Origin of the sequence: Chryseobacterium antibioticum (assembly GCF_012927325.1) — a bacterium.
GTDB lineage: Bacteria > Bacteroidota > Bacteroidia > Flavobacteriales > Weeksellaceae > Chryseobacterium > Chryseobacterium antibioticum.
In genome coordinates this window covers 67,674-83,963 of sequence record NZ_JABBGI010000018.1, presented here as the reverse complement: position 1 = coordinate 83,963, position 16,290 = coordinate 67,674, and the positions used below count along the sequence as shown (strand labels likewise).

The 16,290-nt window shown below is 38.4% G+C and carries 20 protein-coding genes; 13 read left to right on the top strand and 7 right to left on the bottom strand.

The window, feature by feature from the left end; all coding sequences use genetic code 11:
- Positions 1–19: 19 nt before the first annotated feature.
- The gene (locus HHL23_RS14795; protein ID WP_169235565.1) at positions 20–766 is read right to left on the bottom strand and encodes a metallophosphoesterase family protein; all 747 of its coding nucleotides are present in this window, start codon (positions 764–766) and stop codon (positions 20–22) included.
- 188 nt (positions 767–954) lie between these two features.
- On the opposite strand from HHL23_RS14795, the gene HHL23_RS14790 reads away from it, so the two are divergent.
- From HHL23_RS14790 to HHL23_RS14765, 7 genes are all read left to right on the top strand, one after another.
- Positions 955–1,572: an NAD(P)H-dependent oxidoreductase gene (locus HHL23_RS14790; RefSeq protein ID WP_169235564.1), complete on the top strand. Its 618-nt coding sequence runs from the start codon at positions 955–957 to the stop codon at positions 1,570–1,572.
- Positions 1,569–2,012, top strand: coding sequence for an NAD(P)H-binding protein (locus HHL23_RS22545; protein WP_228464779.1), 444 nt, complete (start codon positions 1,569–1,571; stop codon positions 2,010–2,012). Before HHL23_RS14790 ends, HHL23_RS22545 begins: the two co-directional genes overlap by 4 nt.
- A gap of 23 nt (positions 2,013–2,035) precedes the next feature.
- Complete coding sequence (locus HHL23_RS22540) at positions 2,036–2,452, top strand: Rossmann-fold NAD(P)-binding domain-containing protein (RefSeq protein WP_228464777.1); 417 nt, start codon at positions 2,036–2,038, stop codon at positions 2,450–2,452.
- 2 nt (positions 2,453–2,454) lie between these two features.
- A complete protein-coding gene (locus tag HHL23_RS14780) occupies positions 2,455–2,742 on the top strand; it encodes a putative quinol monooxygenase (protein ID WP_169235563.1) in 288 nt (95 codons plus the stop codon).
- Between the two features lie 79 nt (positions 2,743–2,821).
- Positions 2,822–3,496, top strand: a complete 675-nt coding sequence (locus HHL23_RS14775) for a type 1 glutamine amidotransferase domain-containing protein (RefSeq protein ID WP_169235562.1) — start codon at positions 2,822–2,824, stop codon at positions 3,494–3,496.
- 246 nt (positions 3,497–3,742) lie between these two features.
- A complete protein-coding gene (locus HHL23_RS14770) occupies positions 3,743–4,726 on the top strand; it encodes an aldo/keto reductase (RefSeq protein WP_169235561.1) in 984 nt (327 codons plus the stop codon).
- 76 nt (positions 4,727–4,802) lie between these two features.
- Positions 4,803–5,774, top strand: coding sequence for a cyclase family protein (locus HHL23_RS14765; RefSeq protein ID WP_169235560.1), 972 nt, complete (start codon positions 4,803–4,805; stop codon positions 5,772–5,774).
- Between the two features lie 84 nt (positions 5,775–5,858).
- On the opposite strand, the gene HHL23_RS14760 is transcribed toward HHL23_RS14765, so the two are convergent.
- From HHL23_RS14760 to HHL23_RS14750, 3 genes are all read right to left on the bottom strand, one after another.
- Positions 5,859–6,302, bottom strand: coding sequence for a carboxymuconolactone decarboxylase family protein (locus tag HHL23_RS14760; protein ID WP_169235559.1), 444 nt, complete (start codon positions 6,300–6,302; stop codon positions 5,859–5,861).
- Between the two features lie 8 nt (positions 6,303–6,310).
- The gene (locus HHL23_RS14755) at positions 6,311–6,742 is read right to left on the bottom strand and encodes a DoxX family protein (RefSeq protein ID WP_228464776.1); all 432 of its coding nucleotides are present in this window, start codon (positions 6,740–6,742) and stop codon (positions 6,311–6,313) included.
- 63 nt (positions 6,743–6,805) lie between these two features.
- Complete coding sequence (locus tag HHL23_RS14750) at positions 6,806–7,378, bottom strand: Crp/Fnr family transcriptional regulator (protein ID WP_169235557.1); 573 nt, start codon at positions 7,376–7,378, stop codon at positions 6,806–6,808.
- Between the two features lie 67 nt (positions 7,379–7,445).
- Between HHL23_RS14750 and HHL23_RS14745 the strand changes: the two genes are divergently transcribed.
- The gene (locus HHL23_RS14745; RefSeq protein ID WP_169235556.1) at positions 7,446–7,811 is read left to right on the top strand and encodes a DUF1304 domain-containing protein; all 366 of its coding nucleotides are present in this window, start codon (positions 7,446–7,448) and stop codon (positions 7,809–7,811) included.
- A 228-nt stretch (positions 7,812–8,039) separates the two neighbouring features.
- On the opposite strand, the gene HHL23_RS14740 is transcribed toward HHL23_RS14745, so the two are convergent.
- Positions 8,040–8,417: a winged helix-turn-helix transcriptional regulator gene (locus HHL23_RS14740; protein ID WP_169235555.1), complete on the bottom strand. Its 378-nt coding sequence runs from the start codon at positions 8,415–8,417 to the stop codon at positions 8,040–8,042.
- A 91-nt stretch (positions 8,418–8,508) separates the two neighbouring features.
- On the opposite strand from HHL23_RS14740, the gene HHL23_RS14735 reads away from it, so the two are divergent.
- Together HHL23_RS14735 and HHL23_RS14730 are read left to right on the top strand one after the other, a co-directional pair.
- Entirely contained in the window at positions 8,509–9,498 is a 990-nt protein-coding gene (locus HHL23_RS14735; protein WP_169235554.1) for an NADP-dependent oxidoreductase, read from the top strand.
- Between the two features lie 3 nt (positions 9,499–9,501).
- Positions 9,502–9,972 (top strand): cupin domain-containing protein, encoded by a 471-nt coding sequence (locus HHL23_RS14730; RefSeq protein ID WP_169235553.1) that lies wholly within the window; start codon positions 9,502–9,504, stop codon positions 9,970–9,972.
- Positions 9,973–10,124: 152 nt separating this feature from the next.
- Here HHL23_RS14730 and HHL23_RS14725 read toward each other — a convergent pair whose 3' ends face one another.
- Together HHL23_RS14725 and HHL23_RS14720 are read right to left on the bottom strand one after the other, a co-directional pair.
- The gene (locus tag HHL23_RS14725) at positions 10,125–10,586 is read right to left on the bottom strand and encodes a thioredoxin family protein (protein ID WP_169235552.1); all 462 of its coding nucleotides are present in this window, start codon (positions 10,584–10,586) and stop codon (positions 10,125–10,127) included.
- Positions 10,583–12,652, bottom strand: coding sequence for a TonB-dependent receptor plug domain-containing protein (locus HHL23_RS14720; protein ID WP_169235551.1), 2,070 nt, complete (start codon positions 12,650–12,652; stop codon positions 10,583–10,585). Before HHL23_RS14720 ends, HHL23_RS14725 begins: the two co-directional genes overlap by 4 nt.
- Positions 12,653–12,773: 121 nt before the next feature.
- Between HHL23_RS14720 and HHL23_RS14715 the strand changes: the two genes are divergently transcribed.
- The 3 genes from HHL23_RS14715 (at position 12,774) to HHL23_RS14705 (ending at position 16,188) form a co-directional block, all read left to right on the top strand.
- A complete protein-coding gene (locus HHL23_RS14715) occupies positions 12,774–13,961 on the top strand; it encodes a homogentisate 1,2-dioxygenase (RefSeq protein WP_169235550.1) in 1,188 nt (395 codons plus the stop codon).
- A 27-nt stretch (positions 13,962–13,988) separates the two neighbouring features.
- A complete protein-coding gene (locus HHL23_RS14710; RefSeq protein ID WP_169235549.1) occupies positions 13,989–15,263 on the top strand; it encodes an acetyl-CoA hydrolase/transferase family protein in 1,275 nt (424 codons plus the stop codon).
- 130 nt (positions 15,264–15,393) lie between these two features.
- Positions 15,394–16,188 (top strand): hypothetical protein, encoded by a 795-nt coding sequence (locus HHL23_RS14705; RefSeq protein ID WP_169235548.1) that lies wholly within the window; start codon positions 15,394–15,396, stop codon positions 16,186–16,188.
- Positions 16,189–16,290: the final 102 nt, after the last annotated feature.

The following is a 16,290-nucleotide window of genomic DNA, read 5'->3' as shown; positions in this document are numbered from 1 at the left end:
ATAAGGTGATAAAAGCATTTTATATGATAGAAACTTTTTCATTTTTCAAAAAAGAAGCATAATAGTTGGGAATTCCACTTTCTTCAATTCCATGAACGGTTTGCTCAAGCGGGTAATCTATCTGAACAATCTCAGGAAGAATCTGGTGTTCGTTCATCGTCAGGATCAGATAAGATGCCAGACGGTTTTCTTCTTTGGAACGTCCCACAGAGCCACAATTAATGGCCCACTTTTTATGTTCAAACGATTTTTTAAATGACAAATGGGTATGTCCCATCACAATAGTATCAGATTGGGATTCTTGCAGCATATTCACAAAAATATCATCATTCTCAGCCTCATACAAATACGTATCATTGCTAGACAGGCTCGAATGCACAAGTTGAATATTCCAATGCTTCTTCCCTATTTTATAATTGAGTTTTAAGTGAAAAGGAAGTTCTGATAAAAACTTTTTATTTTCTTCTGTAATATTCTTTTTGGAATGATCAATAGCTATGAATCTTGCGTCTGTTTCTTCTTGTGAATGCTTGGATAGTGGAACAACCGGGATATCAAAAGCGATTCTTTCATCATGATTTCCCATTAGACAGGGAATATTCAAATCTTTGATTTTTTCGATGACTTCATTTCCCCATGGAGCAAAATCTACCAGGTCTCCAAGGCAAAACTTCTGTTGAATTCCTCTTCTTTCTATATCCTCAAGCACTGCTTCCAGTGCAGGAAGATTTCCGTGCACATCACTAAAAATCGCAATCTGTATCATATTCATTCAATTGACCTGAACAAATTTACAAGAGAAGCTCCAGAACAAATCAACAAACTGTATGACATTTCACATGAATGGTAAAATTCAAACTATCATTATTCTAATAGTTAGTTATGATTTATGCTATTTTTATTATACAACACAGCGAAGTAACTTTGCATCATAAAATTTAAACAATCATAAAAATGAAAAAAGTATTGATCATCAACGGAGGACAAAATTTCGGACATTCCGGAGGAAAATATAATAATACAATCGCAGAAAACACATTAGAGGTACTTAAAAAATTCGGTAATATAGAAGTGAAGACCACTCAGGTTTCAGAAGGCTTCGACAAGGATGAAGAGGTTAAGAAATTTGTCTGGGCAGATGTTATCATCTACCATACACCAATCTGGTGGTTTCAGCTTCCAAACGGTTTTAAAAAATATATTGACGAGGTTTTTACAGCCGGACACGCCAAAGGAATTTATATGAGTGACGGAAGAAATGCAGAAAATCCTGCCATCAACTACGGAACCGGAGGAATGCTGGGCGGAAGAAAATATATGGTCACCACCAGCTGGAACGCCCCCGAAACAGCCTTCACACTTCCCGGAGAATTCTTCAACGAAACAAGTGTAGATAATGGACCGTTATTTGGTTTTCATAGAATGAATGCCTTTGTTTCTTTAGAAAAAATGGAAAGTTTCCATTTCCATGATGTAGAAAAAAACGCCAATATAGAGCGTGACATGAAACTTTACAGAGAACATCTTGAGCATGTTTTCGAAAAAGAACTTAAACCACAATTAGCCTCATGAAAAATATATTGATAACCGGAATCACAGGATATATCGGCGGAACCGTAGCAAAGAAACTGCTTGAAAAAAACTATAAAGTGACAGGTTTGGTTCGGAATGACGCCCATATAAAAGAATTGAAATCGTTAGGTATAGAATCTATAATAGGGAATATACATGATGAAGAAGTCTTAAGATCTGCAATAGCTGATACAGATGCCATTATTCATACTGCAGATTCTGCTGATGATGCCTATGCGGCAGACAGTATAATCTCCTCTTTGGAAGGAACCGGCAAAACGCTTATTTTCACTTCCGGCTCAGCTATTTTTGGAGGAAAAGAAAACGGGGAGAAAAATGATTTTGCTTACACGGAAGACTTCCCCCTCAGTCCGAGACTCGAAATGGCCTCAAGAGTACTGATCAATCAATATGTTCTTCAATCTGCTAAAAAAACATAAGAAGCATCGTCATTGTACCTACCATGGTTTATGGTGAGGGTCTGGGTTTGAAAAAGGACAGTATTCAGGTTCCGGCCTTAATTCATTTTTCTAAAGAAAAAGGTTTTGGAGTTTATTTCGGCAAAGGAGAAAACATCTGGTCCAACCTTCATATTGAAGACTTGGCAGATCTCTATGTACTCGCCCTGGAAAAAGCAAAACCAGGTTCCCTTTATTATGCCGAAAACGGGTCTTCAACGATCAAAAATATAGCTGAAAATATAAGCAAACAATATGATTTACAGCCCGCACAGTCTGTAAGCATACAAGAAGCAGTGAATACATTTGGTCCCGCGGGCGGATATTTTGGATTTGCCTCAAATAGTGTATGTAATGCAGACAAAGCAAGAACAGAATTGGGCTGGAATCCCCAATATCAATCCATCGAAAATTTTATTTAAGTATGAAAATTTACCTTACCGCAGTTATAAAAGCCAAAGAAGAATACAGAGCAGAAGTACTGGAAATTCTTCAAAATATGGTCTCAGAAACCAGAAAAGAAGACGCAAACGAACTGTACAGTCTTCATCAGGGAATCGAAGACAAAAACCAGTTCATTTTCTACGAAATCTGGAAAAGTGAAGAAGGACTGGCTCAACATAACCAGCAGCCATACATTCAGGCTTTCGGAGCCATCGTGGACGAAAAATTACAGGAAAAACCACAACTTTATACGACCCACATTCTTTAATATGAAAAAACTAGCATTTTTATTTTTAACCCTATTTACCATAGGATTTATCCAGGCACAACACCAAAAATCTAAACGTATGAAAAAGAAAATTTTATTTGTCGTGACCAGTCATGATAAAAAAGGAAATACAGGTGAAGATACCGGATATTATCTGGGCGAAGTTTCTCATCCATGGGAAGTTCTTCACAAAGCAGGATATGAAATTGACTTTGTAAGCCCGAAAGGCGGAACGCCACCGGTAGACGGATTTGATCTAAAAGATCCTGTAAACAAAGAATTCTGGGAAAACAAAGAATACAAAAATAAAATCGATCATTCTTTACAGCCTTCTCAGGTGAAACCAGACAATTACAGTGCAATCTTCTACGCAGGAGGTCACGGCGCCATGTGGGATTTCGCGGACAATACAGAATTGGCAGACATCGCTTCCAAAGTATATGAGAATGGCGGTATCGTAGCTGCAGTATGTCATGGTCCTGCTGGTCTTGTCAATATTAAACTGAACAATGGAAAATATCTGGTAGACGGCAAAAAGATCAATGCGTTTACCAATGAGGAAGAAGCTGAAGTGAAATTAACCAATGTAGTTCCTTTCCTTCTGGAAGATAAACTGAAAGAAAGAGGCGCAAAATTTGAAAAATCAGGACTTTGGCAGAACCATGTGGTGGCTGACCAGAGAGTGATCACAGGACAGAATCCCCAGTCTGCAAAAAGTGTAGGTGAAGCGATTTTAAAGGAACTTAGTAAATAATTTAGATTTTAACCACAAAAGAAACAAAAGCTTTTAAACACTTTAGTTGTTTTAAGTTTAAAAGCTTGGAAAAAAGAAGATCACTTAAGTTCTATGAAAATCTTCGGTTTTCATAATGACAAAAATTCGTCGGTCAAGAATTTCCCTCTTGTGGAGGGGTGGTGAAAATTCAAAGAATTTTTGACGGGTGGTTCAAGAAAAAAGCCTTTGTGGTTCACAATTTTAATAAATAATCAAGACAAAAAAATGGAATACAGAAAATTAGGAAATACAGAACTGGAACTATCTGCAATTACTCACGGAGCATTCGCTATCGGAGGAAATATGTGGGGCGGCAATGAAAAACAGGATTCCATTAATTCAATTCACGCTTCTTTAGACCACGGGGTAACTTCCATTGATACGGCACCTTTCTATGGGTTCGGACTCAGTGAGGAAATGATCGGGGAAGCGATTAAAGGAAAAGACCGTTCAAAAATTCAGTTATTAACCAAATTTGGTTTGGTATGGGACGGAAGCAATAACGGAAAAGGTGAATTTTTCTTCGATGCAGAAGATGAAGGTAAAACCCTTCCGGTCTACAAATATGCTTCCAAAGCCAACGTGATTAAAGAAGTGGAAGAAAGCTTAAAAAGACTGGGAACAGATTATATTGATCTTTTACAGCTTCACTGGCCGGACAGCACCACCCCTATCGGCGAAACAATGGAAGCCATGGAACTTCTGATCCAGCAGGGAAAAGTCCTTGCGGCAGGAGTCAGCAATTATACTGTTCCACAGATGCAGGAAGCCAACAGAACGCTGCATTTAGCCAGCAACCAGGTTTCTTACAGCATGCTGAACCGTGCTATTGAAAGTGACCTTGTTCCTTATTCACTGGAACACAATTCAGGAATTATTGTTTACAGTCCGATGGAAAGAGGTCTTTTGACCGGTAAATATTTCAAAGAGGATAAATTAAAGGACAATGATCACAGAAACGGTTATTTCTCCCAGTTTGATTTAAGCAAAGTAAAAACGTTCTTAGAAAAAATAGAGCCCATTGCTCAGGAAAAAGGTGCTTCCCTGTCCCAACTGATACTGAGATGGACAACATTACAGCCCGCTATTACAGTAGTTTTAGCAGGAGCCAGAAATGCGCAGCAGGCGATTGAAAATGCCCAATCTATGTCTATTGATCTTTCTCAGGATGAATTGAATTTCATCAATACAGCGCTAAGCGAAATTTAATCTTGTATCATCAGTAAACTGTCTCAACGAAAAGTTTACTGATTTTCTCTCTTTTACACCCATACAGTATAAAAAAATGAAAAAGAATCTGATCAGAATGTTCGGAATGGTTACTCTATTGACCATCAACGGCATCAATATAAAAGCTCAAAACCTCAGTATTAATCCTAGTGATCAATCCTGCCACCCTTCTGTTTACGGGGCTAAAGATGAAATAGGAGCTGCGAATCTATTAACTGCAGAAGTGGTAAAACAGGCCATAGGATTAGTAAAACAGGGCAAAACACTTCCTTTAGCCGTTCCCATTGATAAAAATCTCCCGGCTTTCAGACACAGAAGTTTTAACCTGTACAATATCCAGCCTGGTGAACAGGGCGGAAAAAGCATCGGACCCAATAAATTTACTTTCAATGACGAACTTGTGAATGGATGGACCGGAGTTGGAACCCAACTTAACGGCATCGGGCACATCGGAATTGATAACGTTTACTACAACGGAAATAAAGCAGTTGATTTTGTAACGGTAGAAGGCGTTAAGAAATTAGGCATTGAAAAAGTACCTCCTTTCGTGACCCGCGGTGTGGTTTTAGATATGACTTCCCATTACGGAAAAGCGATCGTTCCGGGTGGTACGGAATTTACGACAGCTGACATCAAAGCCGTTTTAAAGAAACAAAATATTACCCTCAGAAAAGGAGATATCGTTCTATTCAATACAGGATGGCTTGAGTTAATCGGTAAAGACAATCAGAAATTTTTAGAAACAGAACCCGGGATCGGTATGGAAGCAGCGCAGTGGCTTGCTGAGCAGGGAATCGTGGCTTTCGGAGGAGATACCTGGGCATCGGAAGTCTATCCCAATCCGAAATCCAAAGAAGAATTTCCCATCAATCAGTTTATGCTGACGAAAAAAGGAATTTACAATCTGGAACTCATCGACAGTCGTCCGTTGGTGAAAAATAAAGTTTGGGAATTTTTATTTGTTTTGGGTCAACCTTTATATGTAGGATCTACTCAGGTTAATATTAATCCGGTCGCTATTTATTAAACTTATTTCTTCTAATTTTTATAAACAGAAAAGAGCTCTTCACAAACTGAAGAGCTCTTTTGGTAAATACCTTTAAACGGAAAACTATTTCGCGATCGGTAAGTGCGTACTTACTGCAATTCTGTTCCACGCATTGATGGTTACAATAGCCATAATGATCTGGGCAATCTGTGCATCATCAAAATACTGTTTTGCTTTTTGGAAAGTCTCTTCTGAAAGTCCGTTCTGGCTGATCAGGGTAATTTCTTCTGTCATCGCCAAAAGTACCTGTTCTTCTTCTGTAAAAAGTTCTTTCGCTTCTCTCCAACCTTCAAGAATGAAAATTCTCTGCGTTGTTTCTCCGTATTTGATAGCATCTTTTGTATGCATATCAAGGCAGAAAGCACATTTGTTGATCTGTGATGCTCTGATCTTAATTAATTCCTTTTGAATGTGGTTTAATGAAATGGTTTGAAGGTATCCTTCCAATCCCATCATCGCTTTGTAAGCTGCTGAATCTACAGTGGCCATATTTAATCTTGCGCTCATAATATTATTTATTTTTTGTTGGTTAAATGATCTATACTAAAAGAATACTTCGGCTGAACGGCCAGTAAAAATGCTCCGGCGCATCCTACCCAAACAGAGTAATCCAGAGGAGCCTTCGGTCCTAATGCAATAGTCATAGACAAAGCAAAGACCAGCAGAAGAAGTCCTGCCCCATACGCTGCAATCCTGGTTTTCCAACCCACAAGCAGCATCAGTGGAAAAAGTATTTCAAAAAAAGTCGCGGTATAAGCAGAAAATGTACTTAAACCTTCTGGAAGAAAAAAAGTAAGTTTCCGTGTATAAACTTCAAAGTTCTCCCAATTTCCCCAGGCTGAGTTTTGGCCCCAGAAACCGAATCTGTCCGCCACTGCGGAAAGCATCGTCACAGAAATGGCAAGTCTTAAAAATAATTGTGGAAACTGAACATTTTTGTCTGTCATGATGTTGGCTTTTAATAACATGACAAATCTCCGACTTATAATCGGTAAAAATCTTAAACTGGTTTAAGAACGTAATTTCGCCCTGATTTCACTAAGATACTCCGGAGTAAGGTTTAAAAAAGAAGCGATTAAATATTGAGGAATTCTTTGGATAAACCATGGATATAAAGTACTGAAATGAACATACAGTTCTTCTCTCGACATTTCATAAAGATAACGAATCCGTCTTTCCGAAGCTGCATAGGCCCTTTGATAGATCATCCTGAAATACCTTTCCATAATCGGATGCTTTTGCAGTAAAAGTTCCTGCTGCTGAAGATCTATAACAAGAACCGTAGAACGCTCCACCGCCTGAATACAGAAATCTGATTTCATCTGTCTCTCATACGCAAAAGTATCCGTGATCCACCAGTTTTCTATGGCAAATTCCGTGGTTTGTTCGGCGCCCTTCTCATTCACAAAAAACTTTCTCAAACACCCCACAGACACAAAATACATCGATCTGCAGATCTCGCCGTGAAGCATCAGACTCTGCTTTTTTTTCACTTCTATCTCCTTAAAAAAAGAAAATATAGAAGCATATTCTTCATCGGTGACCGTAATAAATTTATTTAAATGTGCTTTGAAAGTATCCATCTTTGCAATTGAGTAACCAAACTTAACTTTATTTTTTTAGTTTTACAATGTCAAAAAACATTAAATTATGGAACTCGTTGCTAAAATTCTGATCGCCATCGTTGCGCTGGAACATATCTATATCTTATGGATGGAAATGTTTGCCTGGGAAACCAAAGGAAAAGAAGTATTTAAAGCCGCATTACCGGCAGAAATGTTTAAACCCACGAAAGGGCTGGCTGCCAATCAGGGGCTTTATAATGGTTTTCTTGCAGCGGGACTGATCTGGTCATTGTTGATTGAAGATCCGAAGTGGCAAACCTATGTCGCTCTGTTTTTCCTGAGTTGTGTGGCTATTGCAGGGATTTACGGGGCAATTTCAGCAACTAAAAGAATATTTTTCGTACAGGCCCTGCCAGCGATATTAGCGATTATTGCTGTTCTTTTAAAGTAAGTTTATAAAGAATTGTCATTGCGAGGATCGAAGAGACAAAGCAATCTCAGAAATGAGAACTATTCTTTTTTGAATACTTTTGAGATTGCTTCACCTAAACAAATGGGTGAAAATTTGTCTCCCGCAGATTGCTCAGATGGCACAGATTTTTTCTTGTTGTTAAAAATTAGTAATGCGGAAAAATCTTTCAATCTTTAAATTCTTCAATTTTTAAATCTTTAAATCAAGCTACCCCATCGACTCTTTGATCTTCTCCCGATGAATAATCCCCCAGTTCACAAGAGTTTCCGTCACCGGAAAAACTGATTTTCCGTATTCTGTCACGGCATAAGTGACGGTGATCGGTTTCGTATCCTGAATGGTTCTGGTAATCAGAAGATTCATTTCCAGTTCTTTCAGTTCTTTGCTGAGCATTTTTGCCGAAATTCCGGTAATACCACGCTGCAGTTTCTTGAAATGGATCTGCTGGTCAGTTCTGTTGGTCAGATACCTGATAATCATCAGCTTCCATTTTCCACCCAAAACATCAAGGCTGTCACGCATTGCAAATAATTCTTCCGTACAGTTGGCCTCTCTTTCTATTCCGTTTTCTATGATTTTTGCCATAATAGTTTCATTAAGGTAACTAGTTACCAATAGTTAACTGGTAGCAAATATAAACTATTCTCTTTTTACATTTGTCTATCAAATTACTCTTATGAAAGCCATTATATTAAATAAAAATTTCCAGCTTGAAGAGGCTGTGATAGAAAAGCCTAAACCAAAAAATGATGAAGTTTTAATCCAGATCAAAGCCAGCGGTTTTAATCCTATCGATTATCAGATGATAGAGAACGAACTGGAGCGGAAGCTACTCAAATCACCCATCCTCGGCCGTGAACTATCCGGAATTGTTATCGAAAAAGGTGCAGATGCCCATCAGTTCAATATTGGAGACGAAGTATACTGCGGAAGCGGGTCCATGGGAAGCAACGGTTCTTACGCTGAATATGTTGCTGTTCCCGAAGCTATTGTTGCCTTAAAACCAAAAAGTATTTCTTTTGAACAGGCCGCTGGCATTCCATCAGCAGGACTTACTGCGTTACAAATTGTTAACCGTTTAAAACTGAACCATGATGATTCTGTTCTGGTTACCGGAGCAACAGGTGGAGTCGGTTCCTTTGTGATCAAATTTCTAATTGCCAATGAGTTTCAGAAAATTACAGCCACTGTTGGAAGTGAAGAAAACAGACAGATTCTTCTGGGACTGGGTTTAAAAAATCATCAGATTATCAATTATAAAGAAGAAAATCTTGCAGCCAATCTTTTAAAAGCCAATGACCATAAGTTTTTCGACTTCGGAATTGATCTTGTGGGAAATTATATGTCCGAAGTCACAGCGGATGTTTTGAAGATCAACGGTACCTATGCCGATGTCACCGCACTGGTCACAAAAGATGCCCACGAAACCCTTTTCAATAAAGGAACTGTGATCATGAATATCTCCAATTATTCCTACAGCATGAACAAAGACTATCAGTATTACAAAGGAAGCCTTGAAGAAATTGCAAGACTTATTGAGAACGGAACGATCAGTCCACCCAATTATAAAACTATAGGAGATCTTTCTCTGGACACGGTCTTAAAAGCTCATTCCATACTTAAAAACAATCAGACTCAAGGTCATAAACTCATCATGAAACATTAAACTATGAATACAATACCCAGACGTATCGTCACAGGAATTAAAAACGGAAAATCCGTCATCATAGAAGATCAGCAAACAGAAAATGTTGTAGAACATCTTCCAGGCCTGATTATTTCAGATATATGGAATACTCAGAAAATGCCGGCAGGATTGGATCTTGAAACCCGAATCCCCAATACAGGATTCCCACAGACTCCTAAAAACGGAACCTATTTCCGTTACGTCGTTATTCCACCGGATAAAGATCTCGGAGTAGAATTCAAAGCGGGAGAACCTCATCCCATGATGCACCAGACTCAAACTCTGGATTACATTATTATTCTTTCAGGAGAACTTCATCTGATCATGGAAGAAGGGGAAACGCTTCTTAAACCAGGAGATATCGTCATTCAAAGAGGGACCAATCATGCATGGAGTAACCGCTCTGATGAGCCATGTATTCAGCTTGCGGTACTTATTGATGCAGAGAATTAGATTTAAAAATTGAAAAATTTAAAGATTAAAAGATTTTTCCGCATTACTAATTTTTAACAACAAGAAAAAATCTGTGTCATGCGTGCCATGTGCGGGAAACCGTTTGTCATTGCGAACCTTTAGGTGAAGCAATCTCAACAAAAAGATAGCAACTATAAAGCAGAAATTTCCAAAAGTTTCTGCTTCATGGTTTCAGGTGCCAACAGCCCTTCATGATAATATACCAGTTTTTGATCCTTATCAAGAACGATCCACAGCGGATAAACAGGCTGGCTCTTATTTTTAGACAAAGCCAGTGCCAGCTCATGAATCCCGGCACTTCCATTGGACAAGTATCCAAATTCTCTTCCCTGAAAATGGATCTTTTCTTTCGTTTTTTCAGGTTCAAAATTGACCATATAAAAATTTTCATTGATCAGATCAACGGTTTCTTTGTCTTTGTTTAATGCATGTTTCTCCATTTTACAAACCGAGCACCAGTCCGTATACAAATGGATAATAATGGGTTTCGGATCTTTTTTCATAGATATTTCAAGATCAGAAAAAGTGCCTGTCTTCATCTGAGACAGATAAAAACAGGGCACTAACATTAAAAATAAAATAAAATTTTTCATTTCAAAGTATATTTTACTCCCAGAAAACCTCTGATCCTCTGCATCGGCGCATAACCGTAAGAGGTATCAAAAGTGTAATGGTTCGGGTTGCTTATCGGGTCGTCCGCATATTTGTCAAATGGGTCAAACGGCCTCATCAAAGGATCTTTAGGTGTAAAATTGAACAGGTTTTTAATCCCACAATACACCTCAAAACCGGATTTGAAACTTTTTGAAACCTGAATATTGGCTAAAGAATAGAACGGAGAATATTCCGGACGGTAGTCATTCGGCAGTACCGGAAGCCTCATAGGTCCGTAAAATTGTCCTGTAAAATCTACAGCCAGATCATTCGCGAACTTATATGAAAGATTGTAGGTACCACTCCATTTCGGGGCATGCAGCTGCTGTGATTTTTTGTTATCGCCATCAAACTTCTGATAAACATCGAGGTAAGTCACTCCTAAGTTAACACTCAAAGGAAAGCTGAAGCTGAAATCCACATTCATGGAAGCCCCTCTTGAAATTCCGTAGCCATTAAGATTGTCATAAATAATCTTATCCGGATCTGTATCAAAATCCCCTACGATCTTATTACTGAAATACGTATAAAATGCAGATGCATCCAACTGTAACAAACGGCTTCCTACCGGAATTTTCCAGACGTAGTTTAAATTTCCATTCACGGATTTTTCAGGTTTAAGATTAGACTTGATCAGCACCTCTCTTGAGCCTGTCAATGCAGCGTGGTCTTCCGTAAACAGATTTACCACTCTGAATCCGGTTCCGAAATTGAACCTCAGCGTATGGTAAGGATTCGGGGAAAATTTCCATGCAAACCTTGGTGAATGTACTTCATGATGAATTTTGTCATAATCAAAACGGTAGCCTATCAATAAAGTATGCGTATCACTAATTTCCCATTGATCCTGAACAAAAGCTCCCCAGATAGGAGATTTCATCGGTGCATTGGTGATTCCGTCTCCGGACAAGGTTCCGGGTGTATTGTCATCATAAAATGTTCTTTTGAAAGTAACTCCACTTGTCAGATCATGTTTCCCCAGCTTTTTACTCCAGTACGTCTGTGCAAAAGCTACTTTTTGAAGGGCATTATAGGGGTTACTGCCATAAAAAGAATTCTGGTCATGATAATTATACGAAAACTGAGTAACAATATATTCTTTTAAAGGCCATTGGTACAATCCAAAAACTTCTGCCCGGTTCGTATAAATACTTTCACCATAGACGTCACTGCTTCCACGATGGGATTTGTTCCACTGCATTTCCCCGCCAAAACGGTCTTCATATAAATATCTCATGGCAAAGCTTGCCTGACGGTTTTCCTTTCTTTGGAAATTCCATTTATTAAAAACTGAAACTCTGCTTTGCAAGGCAGCATCCGTAAAATTGTCTTTGTTCTGGTCTATTTTTTCTTTAAAACTGAAATAATTTAAACTTAATAAAGAAGCAACATTCTTTCCCATATTAAATTTCGTTGAAACATCAAGATTGTTCTCACTCCAGGTGCTTGTCATCATATCGACACTCAGTTTCGGGGCTGTCAGGGCATTTTTGGTGATAATGTTAATCACTCCGCCCATCGCTTCAGAACCGTAGATAGAAGAAGCAGGACCTTTTACCACTTCAATTCTGTCCACAAGGCTGTTAGGAATTCCACTCAGTCCGTAGACCGTAGACAGTGAGCTTACAATAGGCATTCCATCAATCAGGATCATCGTATAAGGTCCTTCAAGACCGTTGATGTGAATATCTCCCGTATTACATACCGAACAGTTCAGCTGAGGTTTTACCCCATTCACCATGGCAATGGCTTCAAAAATACTCGGAGTGGGATTTTTCTGGAAAAATTTCTGGCTGTAAACCTCTACGGCTACAGGACTTTTTGATCTGCTGAAAGGTTTTATAGTTCCGGTAAGGACCACATCATCAATGGTACTCATCTTGATTTTCGCTTTGGGAGCCGCAGATGAATCTTGTTTTATATGGGGTTGCAAACTCAGGCTGTCGGTCTCCTGAGAAAAGCAATAGGAGGATAAAAGGATAATAGAAAATAGTATTCGCTTCATGAAATTAAAATTGTTAGACAAATCTAACAATTATTTTTGAATTACAAAACACCATGACAAATGTTGTTAGAATCAATTCATGAAAAATGATTAAATTTGAGAAACTAGATATAAAAGTACTATGAGATATCATCAGGCGGGAAACATCCCACAAAAAAGACATACGATTTTCAAATCACCGGAAGATAAATTTTACTATGAACAGCTTTTCGGAACGGAAGGTTTTCATGGGATTTCATCGCTGCTTTATCATACCCACCGTCCTACACAGATCAAATCTATCGGAGAACCGAAAGATGTGACCCCTAAAATCGCGGTAGAAAAAAATATTGCTCCGAGAATGTTTAAGGGAATGAATGTAACCCCTGAAGATGATTTCATGGATAGCAGAAAGATCCTTCTGATGAACAATGACCTGAAAATGGGATTGGCAAAACCCAGAAAGTCTATGGATTATTTCTACAAAAATGCTGAATGTGACGAACTTTTATACGTTCACAACGGAACCGGGGTTCTGAAAACCTTTGTAGGAGACCTGGAATTTGTTACGGGTGATTATCTTATTATTCCGAGGGGAACTATCTATCAGGTGGAACTGAACTCTGATGACACTGTATTTTTCGTGCTTGAAAGCCACTCTCCTATCTACACTCCAAAACGCTACAGAAACGAATTCGGACAGCTTTTGGAACATTCTCCGTTCTGCGAAAGAGATATGATCGCACCCGTTTTTAAAGAACCTAAAGATGAAAAAGGGGAATTTTTAATTAAAGTAAAAAAGGAAAACCAGATCACGGATTTCATCTATGCAACGCACCCGTTTGATGTTGTAGGATGGGACGGATATTTTTATCCTTATAAATTCAATATCAAAAACTTTGAACCCATTACAGGCAGAATTCATCAACCGCCTCCTGTACATCAGAATTTTGAAGGTCATAATTTCGTAGTCTGCTCGTTCTGTGCAAGAATGTACGACTATCATCCAATGGCTATTCCGGCACCTTATAATCACTCCAATATTGACTCTGATGAGGTTCTGTTCTATACGGAAGGGGACTTCATGAGCCGTAACCACATCGATTTGATGGACTTCACTTTACATCCGGGAGGAATCGTACACGGACCTCACCCAGGCGCTATGGAAAGAAGTATCGGTAAAAAATTCACTGAAGAATATGCGGTAATGGTAGATCCTTTCCGTCCATTGAAAATTACGGAAGAAGCTTTAAAAGTGGAAGATCCTTCCTATAAAACTTCATGGCTGGAAGAATCAGACAAAACCATGGAAGACCGTTCTCAGGAATAAAAAAATCATTCATAAAAAAATTTCATTATGTACAATTATATTAGTGCAGAAGAAGCCATATATACTGTAAAAAGCGGAAACCGCGTATTTTTCCACGGAAGTGCATGTACTCCGAATTATCTTATTGATGAGCTGGCAAGACAGTCTCACCGTCTGGAAAATGTGGAAATGGTTTCCATTACCCAGCAGGGAAATGTGGAAATTGCCAAACCTCAATACAAGGATAATTTCTTTGTTAATTCTCTATTCGTATCAACTCCTGTGCGGGATGCGGTGAATTCAGAAAGGGGTGATTTTGTTCCTGTTTTCCTAAGCGAAATCCCTATTTTATTCAGAAAAAATATATTGCCATTGGATGTGGCTTTAGTAACCGTTTCGCCGCCAGATAAACATGGTTTCTGTACCCTTGGAACCTCTGTAGATGTAGCAAGAGCAGCAGTGGACACGGCAAAACTCATCGTAGCTATCGTAAACCCTCTGATGCCAAGAACGCATGGAGACGGAATGATCCATATCAGCAGAATTCATAAGCTGGTGTGGCATGAAGAAGAACTTCCTACCGTAGATTATGGTTCAAAAGTGGGTGAAGTAGAAATGCTTGTTGGTAAAAATGTAGCTGAACTGATTGATGACAGATCTACTCTTCAAATGGGGATCGGAACGATTCCTGATGCTGTTTTAAAGTGCTTAACAAATCACAAAGACCTGGGTGTACACACCGAAATGCTGAGTGACGGAGTGATTGATCTGATTCAAAATGACGTTATTAACAATAAATACAAGGGCTACAATGATAATAAAACAATCACAAGTTTTTGTTTTGGAACCAGAAAGCTCTATGATTATGTAGATGACAATACGGTTTTTGATTTTAAAGATGTGAGCAATGTGAACTTCCCGATCAATATCATGAGAAACAAAAAGATGGTAGCCATCAACTCTGCCATTGAAATTGATCTTACAGGTCAGGTTTGTGCGGATTCTATCGGAACGTTACAATACAGTGGAATCGGAGGCCAAATGGACTTTATGAGAGGGGCAGCGTTGAGTGAAGACGGAAAACCGATCATCGCCATCACGTCGAGAACTAAAAAAGGAATCTCAAGAATTGTTCCTTATCTTAAACAGGGCGCCGGAGTTGTGACCACAAGAGGACATATTCATTATGTAGTGACAGAATATGGTACGGCTTATTTATACGGTAAAAACCTCCGACAGAGAGCTCAGGAACTGATCAGCATTGCACATCCTGATGACAGGGAAATGCTGGAGAGAGCTGCCTATGAACGTTTTAAACAATAATCTAATGGTTTCACGGTGACTATTTTTCATGAATTTAGCCAAGACGTTATTAACGAAAACAATACAAATCTTAAAAAAGCTTTAACATTTTGGCAGTGTTTTTGATAAACTCATTTAAAACCAAGGGAAATTGAAAACGATATATAATTCGATACGGGAAGAAGTTGAAAAGCATTTAAAAGTAAGGAATTCTGTTTTGGGGAATGTAAGTGAATGGAAAAGAAGCCATTATATTATTCTTTCTGAAATTATAAAAGATGAATTATCTGACGCTGAAGAACTGAAAGGCGGGAAAAAATTTGAAATAGGAAATACGATATCGCACGTTACTTTGCAACGCTTTTTCGAAAATGATTATCAGGACAAAACCCATAATGATCTCCGGTTCCTGAAAACACTGGACAAAATTTGCATTTTCCTCGGTTACAAAGATTTAAATAACTACATACAATCTGTAAAACTTAAAAATAACGAGAAGGAATTAGGAGACGGTCTTGAATTTCTCACGAAAATGGTGTATGACTATTGCGCTACCGCTTTTGAATTCTACAAACATTTTCCGGAACATAAAACGGAATTTTTTAAAGAACTGGTATTTAACGGTTCTCCATTTTTAGAAAGAACTTCACAGTTCAGCAGAGAATTATGTGAAAGAGACTTTCAGCTGGTGACCAAAAACAACCGTTCAAACTATGAAGTTTTTGATATTCATCTTGTTACAGATGAGCCAGACAAGAAAATACTGGAGACCCAGGAATTCTGGAATCTTTTGTTCAAAGTAGGCGAAACGGGCGAAGAACATTTCGTTAATCAGCTCAATACCCAGATCTATTTTATCCGTAAAATAGACAATGTCTGGAAGATTTGGGATAATTATAATCCTGATGCAGGAAGACTTAACAGAAAAGTAGATACAGAACAATAAGAAAAGCCGTAGAAAATTCTACGGCTTTCCTGTTTTCGAAAATATTTTTTTTCCACTTGTTCTTTGTATTAACAAATGTAGACATCCAATTTCATTATAATT

What these genes read in the sequence shown, in the direction of transcription:
- HHL23_RS14755 (WP_228464776.1), bottom strand. Translation starts at nt 6,742, where the DNA reads ATGACAGACAAAAATGTTCAGTTTCCACAATTATTTTTAAGACTTGCC.
- HHL23_RS14795 (WP_169235565.1), bottom strand. Translation starts at nt 766, where the DNA reads ATGATACAGATTGCGATTTTTAGTGATGTGCACGGAAATCTTCCTGCA.
- HHL23_RS22545 (WP_228464779.1), top strand. Translation starts at nt 1,569, where the DNA reads ATGAAAAATATATTGATAACCGGAATCACAGGATATATCGGCGGAACC.
- HHL23_RS14760 (WP_169235559.1), bottom strand. Translation starts at nt 6,302, where the DNA reads ATGAGCGCAAGATTAAATATGGCCACTGTAGATTCAGCAGCTTACAAA.
- HHL23_RS14770 (WP_169235561.1), top strand. Translation starts at nt 3,743, where the DNA reads ATGGAATACAGAAAATTAGGAAATACAGAACTGGAACTATCTGCAATT.
- HHL23_RS14780 (WP_169235563.1), top strand. Translation starts at nt 2,455, where the DNA reads ATGAAAATTTACCTTACCGCAGTTATAAAAGCCAAAGAAGAATACAGA.
- HHL23_RS14715 (WP_169235550.1), top strand. Translation starts at nt 12,774, where the DNA reads ATGAGATATCATCAGGCGGGAAACATCCCACAAAAAAGACATACGATT.
- HHL23_RS14765 (WP_169235560.1), top strand. Translation starts at nt 4,803, where the DNA reads ATGAAAAAGAATCTGATCAGAATGTTCGGAATGGTTACTCTATTGACC.
- HHL23_RS14750 (WP_169235557.1), bottom strand. Translation starts at nt 7,378, where the DNA reads ATGGATACTTTCAAAGCACATTTAAATAAATTTATTACGGTCACCGAT.
- HHL23_RS14720 (WP_169235551.1), bottom strand. Translation starts at nt 12,652, where the DNA reads ATGAAGCGAATACTATTTTCTATTATCCTTTTATCCTCCTATTGCTTT.
- HHL23_RS14710 (WP_169235549.1), top strand. Translation starts at nt 13,989, where the DNA reads ATGTACAATTATATTAGTGCAGAAGAAGCCATATATACTGTAAAAAGC.
- HHL23_RS14740 (WP_169235555.1), bottom strand. Translation starts at nt 8,417, where the DNA reads ATGGCAAAAATCATAGAAAACGGAATAGAAAGAGAGGCCAACTGTACG.
- HHL23_RS14745 (WP_169235556.1), top strand. Translation starts at nt 7,446, where the DNA reads ATGGAACTCGTTGCTAAAATTCTGATCGCCATCGTTGCGCTGGAACAT.
- HHL23_RS14735 (WP_169235554.1), top strand. Translation starts at nt 8,509, where the DNA reads ATGAAAGCCATTATATTAAATAAAAATTTCCAGCTTGAAGAGGCTGTG.
- HHL23_RS22540 (WP_228464777.1), top strand. Translation starts at nt 2,036, where the DNA reads ATGGTTTATGGTGAGGGTCTGGGTTTGAAAAAGGACAGTATTCAGGTT.
- HHL23_RS14775 (WP_169235562.1), top strand. Translation starts at nt 2,822, where the DNA reads ATGAAAAAGAAAATTTTATTTGTCGTGACCAGTCATGATAAAAAAGGA.
- HHL23_RS14725 (WP_169235552.1), bottom strand. Translation starts at nt 10,586, where the DNA reads ATGAAAAATTTTATTTTATTTTTAATGTTAGTGCCCTGTTTTTATCTG.
- HHL23_RS14790 (WP_169235564.1), top strand. Translation starts at nt 955, where the DNA reads ATGAAAAAAGTATTGATCATCAACGGAGGACAAAATTTCGGACATTCC.
- HHL23_RS14730 (WP_169235553.1), top strand. Translation starts at nt 9,502, where the DNA reads ATGAATACAATACCCAGACGTATCGTCACAGGAATTAAAAACGGAAAA.